The sequence below is a fragment of the Microcoleus sp. D3_18_C4 genome, assembly GCF_036702355.1.
GTDB lineage: Bacteria > Cyanobacteriota > Cyanobacteriia > Cyanobacteriales > Microcoleaceae > Microcoleus.
The window spans coordinates 16,031-35,886 of record NZ_JAUBTF010000010.1; the positions used below are offsets into that span (position 1 = coordinate 16,031).

General features: G+C 45.6%; 17 protein-coding genes. 9 read left to right on the forward strand and 8 right to left on the reverse strand.

Going from position 1 to position 19,856, the window contains the following annotated elements:
- The first annotated feature begins 204 nt into the window (after nucleotides 1-204).
- Nucleotides 205-603: a DUF4342 domain-containing protein gene (locus QUA90_RS07065; RefSeq protein WP_015175606.1), complete on the forward strand. Its 399-nt coding sequence runs from the start codon at nucleotides 205-207 to the stop codon at nucleotides 601-603.
- A gap of 590 nt (nucleotides 604-1,193) precedes the next feature.
- Nucleotides 1,194-2,030, forward strand: a complete 837-nt coding sequence (locus QUA90_RS07070) for a hypothetical protein (RefSeq protein WP_333327190.1) — start codon at nucleotides 1,194-1,196, stop codon at nucleotides 2,028-2,030.
- Nucleotides 2,031-2,460: 430 nt separating this feature from the next.
- Here QUA90_RS07070 and QUA90_RS07075 read toward each other — a convergent pair whose 3' ends face one another.
- The 3 genes from QUA90_RS07075 to QUA90_RS07085 all read right to left on the reverse strand — a co-directional run bounded on the left by QUA90_RS07075 (nucleotide 2,461) and on the right by QUA90_RS07085 (nucleotide 6,433).
- Nucleotides 2,461-3,846, reverse strand: a complete 1,386-nt coding sequence (locus QUA90_RS07075) for a hypothetical protein (protein ID WP_333327188.1) — start codon at nucleotides 3,844-3,846, stop codon at nucleotides 2,461-2,463.
- 805 nt (nucleotides 3,847-4,651) lie between these two features.
- Nucleotides 4,652-6,181, reverse strand: coding sequence for a YifB family Mg chelatase-like AAA ATPase (locus QUA90_RS07080; protein WP_333444608.1), 1,530 nt, complete (start codon nucleotides 6,179-6,181; stop codon nucleotides 4,652-4,654).
- A 48-nt stretch (nucleotides 6,182-6,229) separates the two neighbouring features.
- The gene (locus QUA90_RS07085; protein WP_333444610.1) at nucleotides 6,230-6,433 is read right to left on the reverse strand and encodes a hypothetical protein; all 204 of its coding nucleotides are present in this window, start codon (nucleotides 6,431-6,433) and stop codon (nucleotides 6,230-6,232) included.
- On the opposite strand from QUA90_RS07085, the gene QUA90_RS07090 reads away from it, so the two are divergent.
- From QUA90_RS07090 to lnt, 3 genes are all read left to right on the forward strand, one after another.
- On the forward strand, nucleotides 6,432-6,779 hold the full coding sequence (locus QUA90_RS07090) for a histidine triad nucleotide-binding protein (RefSeq protein WP_333246562.1): 348 nt from the start codon (nucleotides 6,432-6,434) through the stop codon (nucleotides 6,777-6,779). The two genes, QUA90_RS07085 and QUA90_RS07090, sit on opposite strands and share 2 nt — an antisense overlap.
- A gap of 549 nt (nucleotides 6,780-7,328) precedes the next feature.
- On the forward strand, nucleotides 7,329-8,411 hold the full coding sequence (psbA, locus tag QUA90_RS07095; RefSeq protein WP_333246561.1) for a photosystem II q(b) protein: 1,083 nt from the start codon (nucleotides 7,329-7,331) through the stop codon (nucleotides 8,409-8,411).
- A 188-nt stretch (nucleotides 8,412-8,599) separates the two neighbouring features.
- Nucleotides 8,600-10,396 carry an apolipoprotein N-acyltransferase gene (lnt, locus tag QUA90_RS07100; RefSeq protein ID WP_333444724.1) on the forward strand — a complete coding sequence of 599 codons (1,797 nt, stop codon included), beginning with the start codon at nucleotides 8,600-8,602 and terminating at the stop codon, nucleotides 10,394-10,396.
- A 72-nt stretch (nucleotides 10,397-10,468) separates the two neighbouring features.
- On the opposite strand, the gene QUA90_RS07105 is transcribed toward lnt, so the two are convergent.
- The gene (locus QUA90_RS07105; RefSeq protein WP_333383654.1) at nucleotides 10,469-11,374 is read right to left on the reverse strand and encodes a bestrophin family ion channel; all 906 of its coding nucleotides are present in this window, start codon (nucleotides 11,372-11,374) and stop codon (nucleotides 10,469-10,471) included.
- Nucleotides 11,375-11,730: 356 nt separating this feature from the next.
- On the opposite strand from QUA90_RS07105, the gene recJ reads away from it, so the two are divergent.
- The gene (recJ, locus tag QUA90_RS07110) at nucleotides 11,731-13,812 is read left to right on the forward strand and encodes a single-stranded-DNA-specific exonuclease RecJ (RefSeq protein ID WP_333444613.1); all 2,082 of its coding nucleotides are present in this window, start codon (nucleotides 11,731-11,733) and stop codon (nucleotides 13,810-13,812) included.
- A gap of 121 nt (nucleotides 13,813-13,933) precedes the next feature.
- On the opposite strand, the gene psb30 is transcribed toward recJ, so the two are convergent.
- On the reverse strand, nucleotides 13,934-14,074 hold the full coding sequence (gene psb30, locus QUA90_RS07115) for a photosystem II reaction center protein Ycf12/Psb30 (RefSeq protein ID WP_333054512.1): 141 nt from the start codon (nucleotides 14,072-14,074) through the stop codon (nucleotides 13,934-13,936).
- Between the two features lie 349 nt (nucleotides 14,075-14,423).
- On the opposite strand from psb30, the gene QUA90_RS07120 reads away from it, so the two are divergent.
- The 3 genes from QUA90_RS07120 to QUA90_RS07130 all read left to right on the forward strand — a co-directional run bounded on the left by QUA90_RS07120 (nucleotide 14,424) and on the right by QUA90_RS07130 (nucleotide 15,834).
- Nucleotides 14,424-14,798 carry a YkgJ family cysteine cluster protein gene (locus tag QUA90_RS07120; RefSeq protein WP_333211071.1) on the forward strand — a complete coding sequence of 125 codons (375 nt, stop codon included), beginning with the start codon at nucleotides 14,424-14,426 and terminating at the stop codon, nucleotides 14,796-14,798.
- A gap of 194 nt (nucleotides 14,799-14,992) precedes the next feature.
- Nucleotides 14,993-15,316 (forward strand): hypothetical protein, encoded by a 324-nt coding sequence (locus QUA90_RS07125; protein ID WP_333211073.1) that lies wholly within the window; start codon nucleotides 14,993-14,995, stop codon nucleotides 15,314-15,316.
- A gap of 230 nt (nucleotides 15,317-15,546) precedes the next feature.
- Nucleotides 15,547-15,834: a YggT family protein gene (locus QUA90_RS07130; protein WP_333083660.1), complete on the forward strand. Its 288-nt coding sequence runs from the start codon at nucleotides 15,547-15,549 to the stop codon at nucleotides 15,832-15,834.
- 260 nt (nucleotides 15,835-16,094) lie between these two features.
- Here the strand turns inward: QUA90_RS07130 and QUA90_RS07135 are convergent, their stop codons facing one another.
- The 3 genes from QUA90_RS07135 to QUA90_RS07145 form a co-directional block, all read right to left on the reverse strand.
- Nucleotides 16,095-16,526 carry a hypothetical protein gene (locus tag QUA90_RS07135; protein WP_333083661.1) on the reverse strand — a complete coding sequence of 144 codons (432 nt, stop codon included), beginning with the start codon at nucleotides 16,524-16,526 and terminating at the stop codon, nucleotides 16,095-16,097.
- 107 nt (nucleotides 16,527-16,633) lie between these two features.
- Complete coding sequence (locus tag QUA90_RS07140; RefSeq protein ID WP_333444615.1) at nucleotides 16,634-17,611, reverse strand: shikimate dehydrogenase; 978 nt, start codon at nucleotides 17,609-17,611, stop codon at nucleotides 16,634-16,636.
- Between the two features lie 117 nt (nucleotides 17,612-17,728).
- Nucleotides 17,729-19,093 carry a P-loop NTPase fold protein gene (locus QUA90_RS07145; RefSeq protein ID WP_333444617.1) on the reverse strand — a complete coding sequence of 455 codons (1,365 nt, stop codon included), beginning with the start codon at nucleotides 19,091-19,093 and terminating at the stop codon, nucleotides 17,729-17,731.
- Nucleotides 19,094-19,856 lie beyond the last annotated feature (763 nt).

The following is a 19,856-nucleotide window of genomic DNA, read 5'->3' on the forward strand; positions in this document are numbered from 1 at the left end:
TTAACTAAACTGCACAAGGAGAGAGGGACAGATGGGATAAGCCCAGAAGCGAGAGAGTGAGAGAATTTTCATCATCATACCTTCATAAAATCACGACAGCAGCACCAAGATCACCCAAAAGAATGATTGATTCAAAAAAAGTTGCGTGTTATATTTAAATATAATTCTATACAAAAATACTTTTACCTAAAAGGAGAACAAAAAATGGACACACCTACAGATCGCGAACAAGAACCTGTCGGGACAAGAGAACTCGAATCAATACCTGTATCTGAAAAAGTTTCTGCCCAAAAAGTTACTGAGGTTAATTTTGAAACGACTCCTTTAGAAACCCCTGCTTATACTCAGCAAAAAGTTAGCGTCGAGGAGGTGAAAATTAACGGCGACGATTTGGTTGCTAAAGTTAAAGAACTGATTCACGAAGGAAATATCCGACGCATAATTATCAAAAATGAAGAGGGGCGGATCTTGGTAGAAGTTCCTCTGACAGTGGGAGTAGTCGGTGGAGTGATTGGTGCCGCCTTATTTCCAGTCATTGCAGCAGTGGGAGCGATAGGTGCATTAGTCGCTCACATGACCATCATCATTGAAAGAACAGAATAAAAAAAATTCAGTTGTTAGTAAGGCTCCTGTCCGGTTAATTTCCCGTAATCAAGCTTCTTGGTAGTGAGTACGACTATCCTCTCTTGATAGATGAGAAAAAACTTGTCTTTATTACTAAAAACTTAATTGTGGTTATCTAACCGGACTTAAACACATTTCAAGCACAAACTGGCTTTATAAATATAGCAATCATTGCAGGAGTCGTAATTTTTTTTACGACTCCTGCAATGATTGCTATCTGCTTGCACAGTAAGCATTATAAATAACTCATTTAGCCGATATTCTTTGTTGAAGTATGGCTAATTCTATGCCTTTGGGGACTTGGGAATCACTCTAAGGGTAGAGCCTGGTTAATACCTTAACGAGTTACATTGGATACATATGAAGGAAAAACCAAAAGTTCTCTAAACTCCCTAAGCTAAAAGCTGTTAAGCATTTAAACTCATGAACCCAACACCCAACGCTTACACCTGAATCTTGACAGTAAATCAAAATAAGTGATTTAAATGCTCAACAGCTTAGCTCAAGTTTTCCAACCAGAGCATCTCCTACAGACAAATATTTTTTGAATAGTTGTGGCGAAGATAATTATGAAACCTAACGAAGAAAATAGTTCGAGCCGTGAAATTCATGAAGAAGTTCACACCGATGCAACTAACGGTCACGTCAGTACAACGCGAACCACTACAAATGTTCCGAGTACAACTGCGAAGGCTTCTAAAGAAGCAGCTCATCATCAAGGTTATGTACAGGGTGAAATGGCGGAAAACCACCGCCAACTTGGAGTCCAAGAAGTCCGCGATAACGAGAATGCTGGTCGCGGGTTACTGTTAGGAATTCTTCTTGCTTCTTTGGTAGGCTTAGTTCTCGGCAGTGTATATTACTTCAATCGGGGTGAGGAGGCTCCTACTCCTACCGCTGCTCCTGTGATTGTTGTACCGAAAGCGAATCAGCCTTCAGCAACACCAGCTCCGACTCGGACTATAGAGAGAGAAAAAACGATCATTGAAAGGGTTGTTCCGGTTCAACCATCTCCAGTTCAAAAGGCTACGCCTGCTCCTCAACCAAGTCCAGCTCAAAACGCAACTCCGACTTCTCAACCAAGTCCGGCTCCCAATATCAATATTACAATTCCAAATTCACAGCAGCAAGATGCACCCGCTCAACAAGCAGCGCCGTCTCCATCTTCGCCGTCAAATAATACCAATACTACGGTTCCGAATTCGCAGACGGAGCCAGATTCCACTCCACCAACTCCAGCACCTGAGAGTTCAGCTACTCCATCTCCAACTCAAGATGATGGTGCTTCTGGAGCAGGTACCGGCGGCGAAACTAATACCGAAAGCCAGAGCGATTCTAATCCTAGAGATACGGCGGTACCTGATAGCAACTCCGGCGCAGAGGGTACGGCTGGTTCACCGCAATAAAAATTTGATGGCGAATTAGTCCGCCAGGGGTTCAAACCCCTGACTCATAGCTAAAGTCCTTTAAAGCTGATATCTGGCACCATTCTCAAGAACAGGCTTTCCGGCCTGTTCCACAAAGAGTAGATTTTCTTGTCGAACAGGGGGGAAAGCCTGTTCATAAAAGGCTAATTCAGAATAGTGCAATATCTCAGTTAAAGAGGACTTTTTTAGGGTTTAAACTGAGATATTGCACCATTCTTAATAATCTTTTTTTTTGCGGGTTCTCCTACCCAACCCCTACTCCCCACAAGAAAACTCATTCTTTGTGGAACGGGCCCCATATCCCGTTATTGAGAATGGTGCAACATCTCAGACTAACCGGACATTGTGGCTGAGATCAAGAAACCTGGTTTATGCGATGGAAAACGTTTTAAGATTATGCCAACCTATCCTAAGAAACTGTTTGGTGAACTAATTTAACTTTCCCTAAAGCCGTCTTTCTGCTATCAAAGAGTTTCATCACGCCGGAGGAGATGGTCTCGATGACATCAGGAGCGCAGTAAGAGAGAAACTCTTCCGAGGAAGTAGGATCTGCAAAAAACTCTTGAGCTTTCTTCAAAAAGTTTTCTGTTTCAGCAAAGCCGATAGATTTGATAATAAACGTAGAAACGGGGGAGTTTTTAATATCATAGCGCGATTCTTGATTGCGTCCTATTTCTAGCAGGTCTAACACTTCTCTTTGCAACTGACTGTCTAAGGGGTAGGCGCTCTGTCTGTTGGGCAAGTAATCCTCCAAAACCGAGGTTTTAAATCCTGGTGTACGCAATTCTCCCATCATAGTTGAAAGCGGAATATCGCGGCCCAAACGGTAGGAAAGAGCTTCTAAAATGGCGATAGTAATTAGCTTTACCCCCAGATAAAGTTTAGCAACTTCGATATTTTTGCGAGTTCGGGCAACCAGGTTAGCGTAGGTTTCATCGTCGGGCTCTTGCATAAACTGCTGGAAAACCAGTTCGGGTTTGAGGAAGTTCAAAAATCCTTCCATTTTTTGCAGAGACCTGCGATATCCGGCAACAGTATAGGAATTAACATTTGTCAATTCGTGGTTGGTTTCTGGCATCAAATTCCAGGTATTGTCTAAGAAATTAGAGGAATTTCGAGAGGCAAAATTCTCGACATCTCTATTTGCTAACCTGACAGCACGCTTGACAAGTTCTACAATTTCTGCAGGGTTCCATCCCAAGTTAAAATCGCCATTTATACTTACCAAACGCTCGTGCAAAAGTTCGATCGCGCTCAAACCGCTGGGCGCAACCGGACGAAAAGGAATAGTAGCTTCGATGCAAGCTGTTATCTCAGCGATCGTACTAGCTGGCAAAAAAGGCTCCAAAGATTTGGCAGCAATAACGGCACTCAAAAATTCGTTTTGGCCGCCAAACGGAGAGAGAGTCTTGCCGGGAATAAACCCAAATACTGAGGCCACTAGCTGATACATGGCATCGTCGGGCAGTTCGGTTTCATCTCTAATAACTAACTGCGATCGCACCTCTTTGACAAAAGGACAAAGGGCACTGCTAATATTGAAACTAACGCCCTGATCGACTTGCACGTACACGAGGTCGTGAAACAGCGCAGCCAGCACCTCGATCGGATCGACTGACCCCCCGACCTCAAAAATGTGTTCCGACGTGTGAAAGTAGCGCCAAGGCCCTCTCATCGTTTGAATAATTAGCTCAGCTATCTGCTCCAGCTTTGGAATGTCTACTCTGCCTCCCAATTGCTCGATCGAGCTTACCAAGCAATCCAAGCACCGTTTTTGTTCTGCCAAAAGCTCCATTTACACACCTCCAGTGCATTCCCTGATTGTCTTGCGCTTGATTGAATGGTATCAAAACGCGCTGCGATCGTGCCATAATTCGTCACTCAAAAATTTCAAATTTTATGGTGAAACAGGGAGAGGGGGCGAAGGAAAGAGAAAGAGGGAGGAAGAGCGAGGGAGAGCGAGGGAAAGCGAGAGCGGGAAATTAAATATTAAAAATTCGGCCGTTGTGGAGATTCGGGCAACTTGGGCGATCGGTATCATAAATTACAGTAAAAATGATAAAAAGTGGGTAAAAACTTGATGAATTTTTGATGAAATTATGAGGGATTTTTGACAAAAGCTGTGGGTGGGTGTCCTTGACACCAGCATCAAACTGCGGTGGTATAAATACTGCGTCCGGCCTCAGAATAAGATTCCTAGACTTGCTGATAAACCTCTTGATATTTGCGCTGATACACTTGAGTTGATTAGCGTTCGGGCAGTTGGCCTAAAGCTTCCTCGATCGCCACTTTAACTGCTGCCTTGGTTTGCTGTCGCATCCCCAATCTAACACTAACAGAACTTACACAACTGTCACAAGTTATCCTGACACCATGCACCAAAAAATCAGACAATAAACATGGGAATATTGGGGCGTTTCAGTTGCTCAATTAAATACTTGGACAACATCAATCGAGCTTCAATACCCCCTTAATCCCTTCGTCCCCCTCTGCTGCGACTTCGTATGTTTAGAAGCAATTTAAATCGCCGAATCAACTGTTAGATCCCCAACTTTTTTAAGAAGTCGGGGATCGGGGGATTGTGTCTTTTGAGCCGCTGTTTACTGCATTCGATCGATCGTCCGATACTGCACCGCCTCCCCCACATGATTCGTTTTCAAGCTTTCATCCCCCGACAAATCAGCAATAGTTCTAGCAACCTTCAAAATGCGATCGCTAGCCCTCGCTGAAAGCCCCAACTTCCGAATCGCCATCTCCAATAAATTCCGAGAAGCATCATCCAACTGACACCATCTGTTAATGTGACTGCTTTGCATCTCCGCATTACAGCGCAAACTAGATTCCGACTGAAAACGGCGAGTTGCGAGTTCTCGCGCCCGCTGCACCCTCACCCGCACCGGTTCCGACTCTTCCCCCGTCGGCTGTCGCGTAATTTCCTCGGGTTTCAAACGATTAACCGCCACTTGTAAATCGATCCGATCCATCAAAGGCCCCGAAAGTTTAGCCCAATATTGCTCCCTCTTTTGCGGCGAACAAGTACACTGTTGGATCGAATCGCCGTAATAACCGCAAGCGCAAGGATTCGTACTCGCAACTAAAGTGAATTGCGCCGGAAACATCACCGATTGTCTAGTGCGAGAAATCGTCACATAACCATCTTCCAGCGGTTGCCGCAAAAACTCCAAAACATCTCTTTTAAACTCAGTTAATTCATCCAGAAAAAGAATGCCGCGATGTGCTAAAGAAATTTCGCCCGGACGCGGAAAACTGCCGCCACCTACCAAAGAAGGGCCAGATGCTGAATGGTGAGGACTGCGAAAAGGTCGATCGCCCACCAAGCTTCCCTTATCCTTCAACAACCCAGCCACGGAATGAATTTGAGTCACATCCAAAGCTTCATCAAAAGTCAGCGGTGGCAAAATACCAGGCAAACGCCTCGCCAACATAGTCTTACCGCTCCCTGGCGGCCCCACAAAAATTAAATTGTGTCCCCCCGCCGCCGCAATTTCCAAAGCCCGCCGCGCGTGAATTTGCCCCTTTACATCCTTTAAATCTAGGCCAGAAAACCGCGTTTTGGCTAACTCTTCTCGACCGTTTACTTCTACAGGCGAATAAACTTCAGGATTGTTCAAAAAATCAGTAACTGCAAAAATATTCTCAAAACCATAAACAGATATTCCGTGTACCAAAGCCGCTTCTTGCGCGTTACCAGCAGGTACAACTAATCCTGAAATACCCATTTTTTGAGCAGCCGCGGCGATCGGCAAAACCCCAGCCACAGGCCGCAAACTCCCATCTAAAGAAAGTTCCCCTAAAAACAAATAATCTCCCAAAAGTTCAGCGCTGACTTGTTCCGATGCTGCTAAAATGCCAATGGCGATCGGCAAATCAAAACTCGGCCCTTCCTTGCGCAAATCCGCCGGAGTCAAATTAATCACAATACTCCGCATCGGAAAAGCATATCCCGAATTTTTTAGCGTAGCCTTAACCCTTTCTTTAGCTTCTTGCACCGCAGAATCTGGCAATCCCACAACCACAATTTTCGGTAGCCCCCCTGACACATCAGCCTCAACACCCACCTTTACCGCGTCAATTCCAACGATCGATGCACTCCAAACCCTAGCAAGCATTTTTCTTTATCCTTAATTTGCCTGTCCTTGATTCATCATCTATTATGATTAACAATGACTAATGAATATCGGGAGAGGCAAGAAAAACTTTTCCTTGCCTCTTCTTTTTCTCCTCTTCCCTCTCTCCTGCTGAGTCTTCCCTCTTCCCTCATCCGCTTCCCCCTTGAGTCTTCCGTCTTCCCACTTCCGCCTTCCCACTTCCGCCTTCTTCCTTCTTCCTTCTTCCTTCTTCCTTCGTTCATTAACACCCATGACAACTCAAGAAACGCTTTTCAGCAAAATCATCCGCAAAGAGATTCCCGCAGACATCGTTTATGAAGACGACTTGGCCCTCGCGTTCCGAGATATCCATCCGCAAGCACCCGTCCACATTCTCGTCATTCCCAAACAGCCTATTGCCAAATTAGCCGATGCCGAGTCGGAAGATCATGCTCTCATGGGACACCTGCTGCTGACTGTCAAGCGGGTAGCACAACAACTCGGACTTAGCAACGGCTATCGCGTCGTCATTAATAGCGGGAGCGACGGCGGCCAAACTGTAGACCACATGCACCTTCACATTCTCGGCGGTCGGCAGATGAACTGGCCCCCAGGCTAAAGCCTAATTTTTACGCCGAACTTGCGGACTCATCCTCAGAAACCCAGTTGATTTCTATTGCCAAGCGCTTCAGAAACCGGGTTTCTTTTTTCGTCAATACACCCCGTTGATTGGAGATTATTGAAAATGCAGCCCGATCGCACTAAAAACCAGCTTTTCAGTATTCTCCCGATAAAAATTTCTCCTCGCAAGAGCCACCAGTTATATGTTAATAAATATTAAAAATTATCTCTTCAAGACCTAATTAACAGATATTTAGATAGAAAGAGAATCGACCTGAACAAAAATAATTTGCTCAAACTGGTGAACCCATCTACTGCCAATAGATTCAGTTCTTCAGGTCGCTATATTTAACCTGTTAGGTGGGTAATATTAATTTGTAAAAAACTATAAATATTTACCAAGAATCCAATTTTTGTAAATGTTTGTAAAATTTTTAAATGGTCACCAGTAATCCCTTGGCAAACTTTAGTGAATGGTGTTACTAATATAAGCGTGGGGCATCCCCACAACGAACCTTGAAAATTCAATTAAGCCATCATAAACCAAATGACAACAACCGTACAGCGTCGCGAAAGCGGCAACGTTTGGGAACGGTTCTGCGAGTGGGTAACTAGCACGGAAAACCGGATTTACATCGGTTGGTTCGGCGTCTTGATGATTCCTACCTTGCTCAGCGCCACCATCTGCTACATCATCGCCTTCATCGCTGCTCCTCCAGTAGACATCGACGGCATCCGCGAACCAGTTGCTGGTTCCTTGATGTACGGCAACAACATCATTACTGGTGCTGTTGTTCCTTCATCGAATGCGATCGGGCTTCACTTCTATCCCATCTGGGAAGCAGCTTCTCTGGATGAGTGGTTGTACAACGGCGGCCCCTACCAATTGGTAGTATTTCACTTCCTGATTGGCATTTTCTGCTACATGGGTCGTGAATGGGAACTGTCCTACCGCTTAGGTATGCGTCCTTGGATCTGCGTCGCTTACTCTGCACCAGTTGCAGCAGCCACCGCAGTATTCTTGATTTACCCGATCGGACAAGGCAGCTTTTCTGACGGTATGCCCTTGGGTATCTCCGGCACATTCAACTTCATGATCGTGTTCCAAGCTGAGCACAACATCCTGATGCACCCCTTCCATATGTTGGGAGTAGCTGGTGTCTTCGGCGGTGCTCTGTTCTCCGCCATGCACGGTTCATTGGTAACATCTTCTTTGGTTCGCGAAACAACCGAAACTGAATCTTTGAACTACGGTTACAAATTCGGTCAAGAAGAAGAAACCTACAACATCGTGGCAGCCCACGGCTACTTCGGTCGGTTAATCTTCCAATACGCGAGCTTTAACAACAGCCGTTCTTTGCACTTCTTGTTAGGTGCATGGCCAGTTGTCGGTATCTGGTTTACCGCTTTGGGTATTTCCACGATGGCCTTCAACTTGAACGGTTTCAACTTCAACCAATCGATTATCGACTCGCAAGGTCGCGTCATCAACACTTGGGCTGATGTGATAAACCGCGCTAACCTGGGTATGGAAGTAATGCACGAGCGCAACGCTCACAACTTCCCTCTCGACTTGGCTGCTGGTGAAACAACTCCCGTAGCAATGGTTGCTCCTTCCATCAACGGCTAAATTTAGCTTTTGATTAACAAAAAGCGCTCCTAGTAATAGGGGCGCTTTTTGTTTTGGCAACTAGAATTTGAGAGATTTCCTTCTGTTAAATTCGTTAGATCCGTTAAATCCCATACACTGCGCTTTGCCGAACTTCGCGATCGATCTGATATATTGATTAAGAATTATTATTTTTGGCAATCATCAAAGTGGCGATATTTAACAGGCACAAATTTGAAAAACTCGTGGTTCATAAATCAAAAACATTAGCCTGGGCGATCGCACTTTTCAGCGGCATTTTGATGGCATTGACAACCGCACCAGTAAATGCTTGGCTATTGGCTTGGGTAGCATTAGCTCCCCTGTGGGTTTTGGTTGTCACTTATCAAAAGCCAAAAATAGAACAACAAAAACAAAAATTTCTCTTTCTTCCTTCTTTCCTCAACATCCATCCGTTACATCCGTTACAGAATCCGTTGCCGAACTTCCTTCTTCCTTCACTCTGGGGAATTGGCTATCACGGATTAGCTTTATCTTGGATTATGGGAATTCACCCGATGACTTGGTTGGGAGTTCCTTGGTGGCCGAGTTTGGCGATCGCACTTTTTTGCTGGGCCTTCATCACCCTCTGGGGAGCCGCCTTAGTCACCGTTTGGGCGTGGCTATTTGTAATTCTCAACTCCCTCACTTTACCAGGCAAAAATCCTATTGTTCTTCTTAACTCCCCCCCTTTAGAAGGGGGGGCTGGGGGGGGTAGCTCCGATCTTATTATTCTTAACTCCCCCCCTTTACAAGGGGGGGCTGGGGGGGGTAAAGCTCAATTTTCAGCATTAACTCGCGTTTTAATTGGCACAGCTTTGTGGTGTGCCTTAGAAAGTATTTGGAGTACAGGATCGCTGTGGTGGACATCACTATCTTACACGCAAAGCCCCCACAATTTAGCAATATTGCACCTCGGTCAACTCTCCGGGCCCAGCGCAGTAACAGCCGCTATTGTAGCAGTAAATGGCTTAATCGCCGAAGCTTTTATTGAAGGAAGAAGGAAGAAGGAAGAAGGAAGAAGGAAGAATTGGATTGCTTATATTTTGCCTGCGAGTTTGTGTTTAGTTTTGCATATTGCAGGATGGAGTTTATACAACCGCCCTTTGAATCAAGAAGCTGCAACCGCTTTAAAAATTGGCATTATTCAAGGCAACATTCCTAACGACATTAAGTTTGATTCAGGGGGTTGGCAGCGCGCTTTGGAAGGTTACACCACTGGATACAAACAGTTAGCAGACAGAAAAGTCGATGCTGTGTTAATTCCAGAGACAGCTTTGCCTTTTATCTGGACAAACGAGTATCAGCGTTCTACTCTTTCTTTTTACCAAGCTATTCTCGAACGCGGCGTTGTGGCTTGGGTGGGAGGATTCGGACAGCAAGATAATAGTATCACTAACAGCTTATTGGCGATCGATGGCACTGGAGAAATTGTCGGCCGCTACGATAAACTAAAGCTCGTACCTTTAGGCGAATATATCCCTTTTTACGAAATCTTAGGCGGGATTATTAATCGTCTTTCTCCCTTAGATGCTCATTTAGTACCCGGTAATTCTAAACAATTGTTTGATACGCCGTTTGGCCGCGCCATTGTCGGAATTTGTTACGATTCAGCCTTTGCTGAAATCTTCCGATATCAGGCGGCGATGGGAGGCGAATTTATGATTAGCGCTTCCAATAATGCCCATTACAAACCGCCGATGTTAGCTCAACATCACGCTTTAGATGTGATGCGGGCAATTGAGACGGATAGATGGGCAGTTATCGCAACTAATACAGGTTACTCTGCTTTTGTTAATCCTCACGGTGAGACAATTTGGAAGTCGGGAATTAATACTTATGAAGTCCGAGATGTTACTATTTATCGGCGGCGAACTCGGACTTTGTACGTGCGGTGGGGAGATTGGCTGACGCCTGTATTGTTAGTATGGGCTGGGTTAATGCTGTTTATTGTTAAAAAAAATTAATCCGAAGCTTTTAGATTTTAGATTTTATGTACAATCTAAAATCTAAAATCTAAAATCTAAAATCGAATGACTCTACTTATCTTTCACGTGTTCGTGAACGCTAGGAGATAAAGAAATTAAATCGTCGATATTGCGCTGCATGGCAGCACAAATATTGTCTAAAGGCAAATCATTGGCATCGTGTCCAAAGGGATTTTCTATTTCAATGCCGATTTCTTCAATCCCGAACAAAGTAAAACTAATTAAAGCCACAACAGGGCCAGTTCCCCAACTCACATCGTTTACCATTTGAAAGGGCAGTGCCAAACAGTAAAGCAACAATAGTTGTTTCAAGTGAATCGCGTAAGCCAAAGGGATAGGGGTCTTTAAAATTCGCTCGCAGCCACCTAATACATCTATCATAGAGTTGATTAACTCCTTCATACCAGTTAGCTGATAGACATCAACGCAATTGCCCTCGTACTGTTCGTGCAAGTAATCCTCAATCCAAAAGGCAATCTCTAGGGGCGGATTGTTCATCGACTTGAGCTTTTGGTACTGCGATGGGGACATCAAATGCTCCAATTCTGAATTTACTAATTCTTGGCGCAAGTGCAGTTTCAGGGCTACTGCAAAGGCAGGTAAGAGGCGCAGGACTGACTTTTTGATTACGATATCCTGCAGGTCTTTTTCCTCGATTGCTACCCAGATTTGGCGCGCCAAATTGCGGACGTTGTTGACTAAAGTTCCCCACATTTTTCGACCGTCCCAAAATCTTTCGTAGGCTGTATTTGTCCGAAAAACCAACAGTAGACCCAGGACAATACTGGGTACAATACTAGACAAAATTGGTAAGGAAACCGGCCACTTTAAAAAGTGCAGCAGGGAAATAAGAACTCCAAAGCCGCCACACAGCAAAACGCGGGGCAAAATTGAGGGAATGACAGACCCCCGAACCTGTAATGCAATTTTAAACCAAGGTGGTCGATCGACACTCATGCAAGTCTCCTCATTAAATTAAATTAGCCCCGTCCTAGCACGGGCGGCACAACTGCCTGCTACACTTATTTCTTCGGCTCCCACCAGTCGATTTGAGATTCGAGATTTTAGATTGACTCCACAGATAAATCTGAGGCGTTTGAACTTTGGTCTAAAATTTTTTGGTCTCCACGACTGCTGTCAGGGGCTTGTATCCCTATTTGGGTGCGGTGAGAGCTTCCGAAAAAAGCTTTCCTACAAACAACCTTTGGATTTTACCCAAAAAACTCATCAATCTAAAATCTAAAATCTAAAATTGATGGATGGATGCACTTAATTAGGTAAGATTAACTATGTATATTTAAACCTCAGCTTCCGTGCAAGAGCTACCGACATCTGTACCCCCGCATTTTCACCGATTGCCAAACCAACGGTGGCAAATTTATTCGCCTCAAACACAGCAAGCCGAACAGTTTGCCACTGAAATCGGTTTGTCGCCCTTGCTGGCACAGGTACTGATTAACCGGGGCATCGATTCTCTGAAAGAAGTGCAAGGGTTTATCGAACCGGAATCTCTGGTTTTGCCCGCGCCAACCGATGAGTTTCCCGATTTGGCGGCGAGTGTCAAATTGTTGCGGGAGGCGATTTCGGGAGCGCAAAAAATTGCGATTTGCGGTGACTACGATGCTGACGGGATGACGAGCACGGCTTTGTTGTTACGCGCTCTGAGGCTGCTGGGGGCGAATGTGGATTATGCTATTCCCAGCCGGATGCGAGAAGGTTATGGGATTAACGATCGCATTGTAGAAGAATTTCACTCGGAAGGTGTCGCTCTCATTCTCACGGTTGACAACGGAATTGCAGCTTACGGCCCGGTTGCCAGAGCGCGAGAACTCGGTGTCAAAGTTATTATTACAGACCACCACGATTTGCCGCCCAAACTGCCGCCGGCTGATGCTATTCTCAACCCGAAATTAATTGCGGAATCTTCACCTTATCGCGGTTTGGCAGGCGTAGGTGTTGCTTATATTTTGGCTATTACTTTGGCTCAGGATATGCAGAAAGTGGGCGGGTTGGTGAATCCCTTGCTGGAGTTATTTACTTTAGGAACTATTGCGGATTTAGCACCTTTGACTGGAGTTAATCGGCGCTGGGTGAAGCGTGGCTTGCGGCTGTTGCCTCACTCGCAATTGGCGGGTATTCAGGCTTTGATTCAGGTGGCTGGAGTGCAGCCGGGAAGTGCGGAAAGTTTACCTCTTCTGAATTCAAAAAGCCAAGCTAGCAATACGTTAAAGCCTGAAGATATTGGTTTTAGGCTTGGCCCCCGGATTAATGCTGTGGGGCGGCTGGCAGACCCTCAAATTGTGATAGAGTTGCTCACTACTGACGATCGCGAATTGGCTCTCAAAAACGCGATGCAGTGCGAACAAATTAATCAGCGCCGGCAGGAGCTGTGCCAGGAAATTGAGCAGGAAGCCATCGCTTGGTGCGAGGAAAGTGATCTCGACTTGCAGCAAGAACGAGTTTTAGTTGTCGTGCAACCCGGTTGGCACCACGGGGTGATCGGGATTGTGGCTTCTCGGTTAGTGGAACGCTACGGCGTACCTGTGTTTATTGGTACTTTTGAGGATGAGCCTGTAGGGGCGGTTGCCCATAAAATTATCAGGGGTTCGGCGAGGGGAATTCCTGAGTTTAATGTATTTGACGGGCTGAATTTTTGCGCGGATTTATTAACTAAATTTGGCGGACACAAAGCGGCGGGCGGTTTTTCGATGCCGGCTGATAATCTCGAAGAATTCCGCAATCAACTGTCAATTTTTGCCAATCAATGTTTGCAGCCGGAACATCTAAAACCTCTGGTTTCAGTAGATGTGCAGGCAGATTTGGCTGAGATTAATCTTGACCTTTACCGACAAATTGATGCTCTGGAACCTTGCGGGATTGAAAATAAGGCTCCTGTATTTTGGACGCCTAATGTTTGCATAACAGAACAGAAAATTGTGGGTAAAGGAGGCCACGTTAAACTAACTGCAACTCAAGATGGAAATGTATCGGCTAGTGTGAAGGCGATTGCTTGGCGTTGGGGGGAATATTTTCCTTTGCCTCGGCGGGTTGATATTGCTTACCGATTGCGGGAAAATAGTTTTAATGGCAAGACATCGGTTGAATTAGAATTGTTGGGCGTTCGGCTACCGGCAAATACTGCTACTTCCAGGCCACCGAAGTTCGGAAAAGTGGAGTTTGATTATTGCGATCGCACTTATTCTTGCAGTCTATCTCCTGCAGGCTCGATCGAGGAATTGAGAATTCGCAACTCTCAAGGGCAAGTTTTGGCTGTTGCACCCGGACAAAACATCGGTTTGTTAGGTAACTCCCGCAAAGATGCTAGAGAAGTCGATGTATCTCTACCTTTTTTTGAGAATTTGATTCAAACTGCTAAACACGCCCTCGGTATTTGATAACTCGGTATTTGATAACAAAGCAGGTGCAGCATCGAAAATTGGCGATCGAGCCTTGTGAATTTTGCATCATTTAAAACTCAAAACTCCCAACTCTCGATCGCCCCGGAGCGTGCTATAATTACAGGTCGCCGCCTTTAGCTGCCAAGAGAAAAATCACGATCGGGCCCGAAAGCACGACGGCTGCGAGTAAAGCTACCTGAACAATGAGTTGGTAGTCTACACCACCCATACCACTGAAAAGATCGGTTATAAAGTCCATGTGTCCTCCTGACTGTAGTGATTAAGTCTAGATTGTTGAATTAGAAAATCCGCTTCTGATTTTACCGGGCGATCGACCATATTTTTTAAGGAACTTTACAAAATTCAACAAAATGTAAACTACGATCGACCTCTCAGTGACAGCAAACCAGGGACTTGATGCCCCTTCCCGGAAACTCCCCCCAATCTCCAATCTCAAATCTCAAATCGAACCCCCTTTCGGGATATCCGTCTCCGGCGCTGGCAATTGATATACTTTAAGAGCCCCAATTTCCTAAAGTTTGGCATTTTCCACATAATGCTCCGAATCTAAAATCTAAAATCTAAAATCTAAAATCTAAAATCAAACTATGGCTACTTGGCGTTGCGTAAAGCAGTGCGGTGCTTGTTGTTACCTCGACCCAACAGAGCGCCCAGACTTAGACGAGTATTTATCTGAAGACGAATTAGCGGTCTATTTGAGCTTAGTCGGAGATGACGGTTGGTGTATAAATTTTGACAAAACCACCAGAGAATGCGGAATTTACGCCGATCGACCGCGCTTTTGTCGGGTAGACTCAGAGGTGTTTCAGGAAATGTACGGCGTTGAGCCGACTGAATTGAACGATTTCGCGATCGAGTGCTGCTTGGAACACATTGAAGATCTTTATGGCGATCGATCTTTGGAAATGATCCGCTTTAACTCTGAAGTCGGAATTCTCGCCTTACCTGACGGTGTTGCATAATTGCGGGATGATTTTGATTGTTTTGGGGGATGGGCCCCTGATCCCGAAGGCGTGTATTTTCACAGCAGGCGGGACACGCCACCATAATCATTCTCAAATTGTGCAACACCTGACAACTAACAATCTCCCGGTTTCTCACCGGGAGAGTGTCAAAATAAACAAATTAAGGAAATATCGCGCAGTTGAGTTGAGCTATGAGTAATCGAGAGGGTTTTACAGGGGGATTTATTGCCGGAGCTGCCGTTGGCGGCTTGGTGGGTGCAGTTTTGGGCGCGGTGCTGTCGCGGCGCGCTGCTGAAGCTTTGCTGAGTGAACCTTCAGACGCAAAAACCAGAAAAATCCGCCAGAGGAAAGCCAGCCAACTCGAAGCCGACGGGATGGAGGTAGCAAGACTGAGTTTAGAAGATAAAATTGCCCAGCTAAATCAGGCAATAGATGACGTGCGGCTGCAACTCGGAGACGTAAACGGCAACACGCCGGCTCCGGGCAGCGAGGGATCGATCGCTCAAGACTCATAACTCCATTTAAGATTTTAGATTAGTCGGGCACATCAATGCGGGCTACTCACATCTTGCACCATTCTCGCTTCACAGACCTTTCGAGTCTGTGAAGCAAACAGTGATTTTTATTGTGGGCAGTTGCTCTTCTAGCCCGCCCGCAAACAGCGTGATGCTCCCCCTCTCCCCCACCTATGCTAAACTTTAAGTTAAAGTGTCTGTAAACTTTACTCAAACTTCAACGAGAATATATGAGTTATTCCATAGGCCTTTTGGCAACCACGCTGTCCACATTTCTGCAAATCTATGTAGCCCTAATGATTTGTCGCGTGCTATTAAGCTGGTTCCCGAATATCAATTGGTACGACCCCCCCTTTTCAATTTTGAGTCAGTTAACAGACCCTTACCTGAATCTATTCCGATCGATTATCCCCCCCTTAGGAGGGATTGACTTTTCGCCACTGATTGCATTTTTTGTACTTCAGTTCGGCTCGGAATTCTTGATCGGTCTTTTGACCAGCTTGCAAACATCCTTGTAGTTGGAAAAGCTTAAGTTTTTAAGCATCGAGCGTAAATTCTTTGGCAGACCTAGCAGCCGGCAACTAAATTTTAGATTTGAGATTTTTAGATGGACTCCCCGGTTGAAAAGCTGGGGAGTTCATCGTACATGAGAAATGAGAAATTGCCAGCCACTCAACAATCTCAAATCGAAAATCTCAAATCTAAAACAGCATCGCACTTTCACGGGCAGCCAACCCAAAATCTCTTTCTCAGCAATCTAAAATCTCAAAGAGTTTTGTTAGCGGCGAACCACGCCAGTAAAACCTGTAGCTTTAAATTGTTTGAGCTTCAAAGGTGTTCTCTGATTGGCGGCAACCGAAATTCTGAGCTGAAAATCGCTAACTCCGGGAGGAACTTCTTCTATAGAACCCAAGCGAGTGCGATTTTGCATCACCGGATTGTCGTCGGCATCATAAATGCGGCCGAAAATATCGGCATTGACAACTGGTTTGCCGGTGCTATTTTCAGCTTTCCCAGTAATCAAAAAGCAGGTAGCTTCCATAGAACTGCCACTGGTGACTGTTCCTTCTCCCATTTCGGCAGGACATTCGCGATAAGAAAGGTCGGAAAGTTTAATCTGCGTCAGAGCCCAAGCAGGTGGAGTGTATACCAAACTAAAAATTCCGATTAGGCAAGTAGCAAAAAAAAGGCTGATAGCTCGAAATTTCATAAATGGCGGGGAAAGTATATTTTAATTCTCAGCTTAGCGCGAATTCAGCCTCAAATTCTTACTTATAGGAATTCTGAAAACTACAGCTACTTTTTGAAGAAATGGCATTAGTCTAGACCTAAATGCTGTCGCAAGGCTTGGCGCATCACATCGACTGGGACGGATTCTTTATCCAGCCAAATTTTTAAGGCGGCTGCTCCTTGTTGAACTAGCATTTCGAGTCCGTCAATAGCTCGCGCTCCCCGAATCTTCGCATCTTTGAGAAATTGGGTAGGATTAGGGGTGTAAATTAAATCATAGACGATCGCACCTGCTGAAATTCGATCGAGCGCACTATCCGCAACAGGCGATTTTTCCCCCTGCGGATACATCCCCACAGGCGTCGTGTTCACCAGCAAATCTGCCTGCGAGATTAACATTGACAAATTATCCCAAGTATGCACCTGCAAATTCTGCACGGGCATCGGAGAATCCACCCAACTCTGCTGAAATTCCGCTAAATTTTGTTCGCTACGACCGACAACGTGAATCTCTGCACATCCCAATTGAGCGCATCCAGCCACAACAGCTCTCGCCGCCCCGCCATTGCCCAAAATTACTGCTACTTTCTGACTCCAATCGGAACCCCCCCTAGCCCCCCCTTGGTAAGGGGGGGGACAGGATTCAACAGCCGTATTGCCCCTTTCTAAGGGAGAGGTCGCGTCTTTAGCCCCCCCTTGGTAAAGGGGGGTTGGGGGGGTTTGCAGCGGCGCGAGAAAGCCTTCAACGTCAGTATTTGTGCCACACCAACCTTTGTCAGTCAGGTATACGGTATTGACTGCGCCGATCGCTCGGGCGATCGGGGAAACTTCCGACAGCAGTGGTAAGATTGCTTGTTTGTGCGGAATCGTGATGCTAAATCCCCGAACGCCGATCGCCGCAAATCCTGCAAGAGCAGCTTTTAAATCCCCTGGTTTTACCGGAAAGGGCAAGTAAACAAAATCGACTCCCAAGTGCGAAATAGCAGCATTGTGCATCGCCGGCGACAGAGAATGTTCGACGGGATGACCAATTACTCCCAACAGTTTAGTAGTGCCTTTAATCATTTTTGTTAGTTGACTGTTGACTGTTTATGATTCGGCGGAGATAACTCTCAACCATCAACCATCAACCATCAACTGTCAACTGTCAACTCTCAACCGTCAACTGTCAACTGTCAACCATCAACCATCAACAGTTTGCCGAAACTCTTTGGCGTCAGCCAAAATCGGATTGACATCAAACCAATAATCCTCGCCGTAACGGTATTCAAACACCCAGAGACTCCGCAGCAATATTTGGTATTTAGTTTCCCCGTTCACAGTTTTGGTAGCGGATACTTGGCGCAGCAATTTCCACTCATCGGGTTCGATCGCCAAAGTAAGCTGGTGGCGGCGCTGGACGATCACATTTTCCAAAGTTTCCCGCGACAGAGGAGGGTCTTGTTTCTGCAGACAGCTATACAGCAGTTGCAGCAAATTGCGGACATGACCGCCGCTGACTCGACACAGGCGATCGAGAGTTTCCGCAGAGTCGAACACTTTGCCTACCAAAGCATAGCGCTGCGAAGGATGCACCGTTGGAAAGGCCCGCGCCAGAACCATCTGTCGCAGCAATTCCACACCCTCAGAGCACTCAGAACCGTCGCTCAACTGCACCGGCACCATCGGCAAAACCTTCGGATCTACCCCAAATCGATTGGTCAACTGGCCCAAATCGTTAGAGAAAATCAGCACCAAGGGAATTGTATACACGACGTGGCAATTTAGTCTTGCCAACTGTTCGCCGCGATCGACAAACAGGTATTCCGGCTGTAGCCGCCCCGTCGGTTTCGCGCACAGGTGTATGCGATCGAGATTGTCGATAATTACTACAAGTCCTTGTTTCCCTTGGCGTTTGAGTTCTTGATTAGCCGGCTCCAGCAACTCCTTATTCAGCGCATCTAAAATTACGTTAGTTCGCGGCTCCAAATATTGCCTCAACTCCGATCGCAGATTCGGAGCATCTTTCGCCTTAGCAGTAATTTTGCCAATTCCCAACGCCAGAGAAAATTCTCCCTCCGTGCTGGCATTTATTTCCCCAAAACCCGGAACATTAGCTTCCGCGCTCAAGTCTATTTGAGTTTGAAAAACATCAGCAATCCCTTTGAGCAAAGCTTTAAAACCCGTCGGTTGCAGCTTAATTTTCATTTTCTCGATGCTTTCGCTCACCTGACGAGCAACGCTCAACAAAATGTCAGTGATATCTACATCTGCCATGTCTAAGTCTTTACTCGACTCAAAATAAACAACATGAAATCCTTGTTGCTGCAATTGAGCTTGCAGCCGCAGCAATTCTGTTGATTTACCAGAGCCGATGTGACCGGTGAATAATTGACAGGTAGGTGCATCGGGGGACAGACGGCTGATGGTGCGCTCCAATTGTTCTACGATTGTGCCGCCCCGCACTGAAGAGAAATCGATATAGTATTGTCGGTCTTGTTGATTTGCTACTGCCAGGGTGTAGCTGGGATTGCAGGCGCTATAAAATTTCTGTAAATTTAGTTCCATACCCTGTTCCATCTTTCACAACATTATGCCCTAATACCTTATTCGTTTTGCTATGGTAATAATCAGCACAAGTGGCCCGTTTATTCTGCTGTTTTATTTTGCGGTCAATATCTTGATTTAGCTCATAAAATTTTAGATTTTAAATTTGAGATTGTAGATTTTAGATGGTAATGACTCATCACTCTCAGGGTTGAGTTCTTCCCTCCCGGGCTATTCTTTTTTTAAACTTTTATCATCATACGCACTCACCAATTATACCTAATTTTTGCCTACACAGAATGAAGGGAAATCACTAATACCCGATAACTAAGCAATCGCTCTGTCTGTGCCACAATTTTGTATATTGAATGAAATCAACGACGAAGAGTGGGCGGTAATGTTCTCGCGTCAAAGTGGGTATTTGAGTACGGTTAACCGAATATATAAAGGGCGGGAACTTGCATCCGGCCCGATGCGGTTATCAAGTCAACATAGGCTCAAATCTCAAACCTAAAATCTAATTGCTTCAGCCAATCCCGTGGCAGATTTAACACTGTTAGCTGCACCGATTCGGCAGATTGGATCTTGCCCCAAAACGGATGCTAGAATCGTACCAGTTTAATGAAACTAAGACTTCCCCACGCTTTCTTCAGAAACCAGGTTTCTTCCTATATTTCTCCTTACTAAATCTCTTATTTTAGTAGAAAATGGCTTTCTTAGCACACTCTCTCTTCCCTAACTCTGAGATTTTTGCGTCCTCTGCGGTTATTTAAAAAAGTCTTTA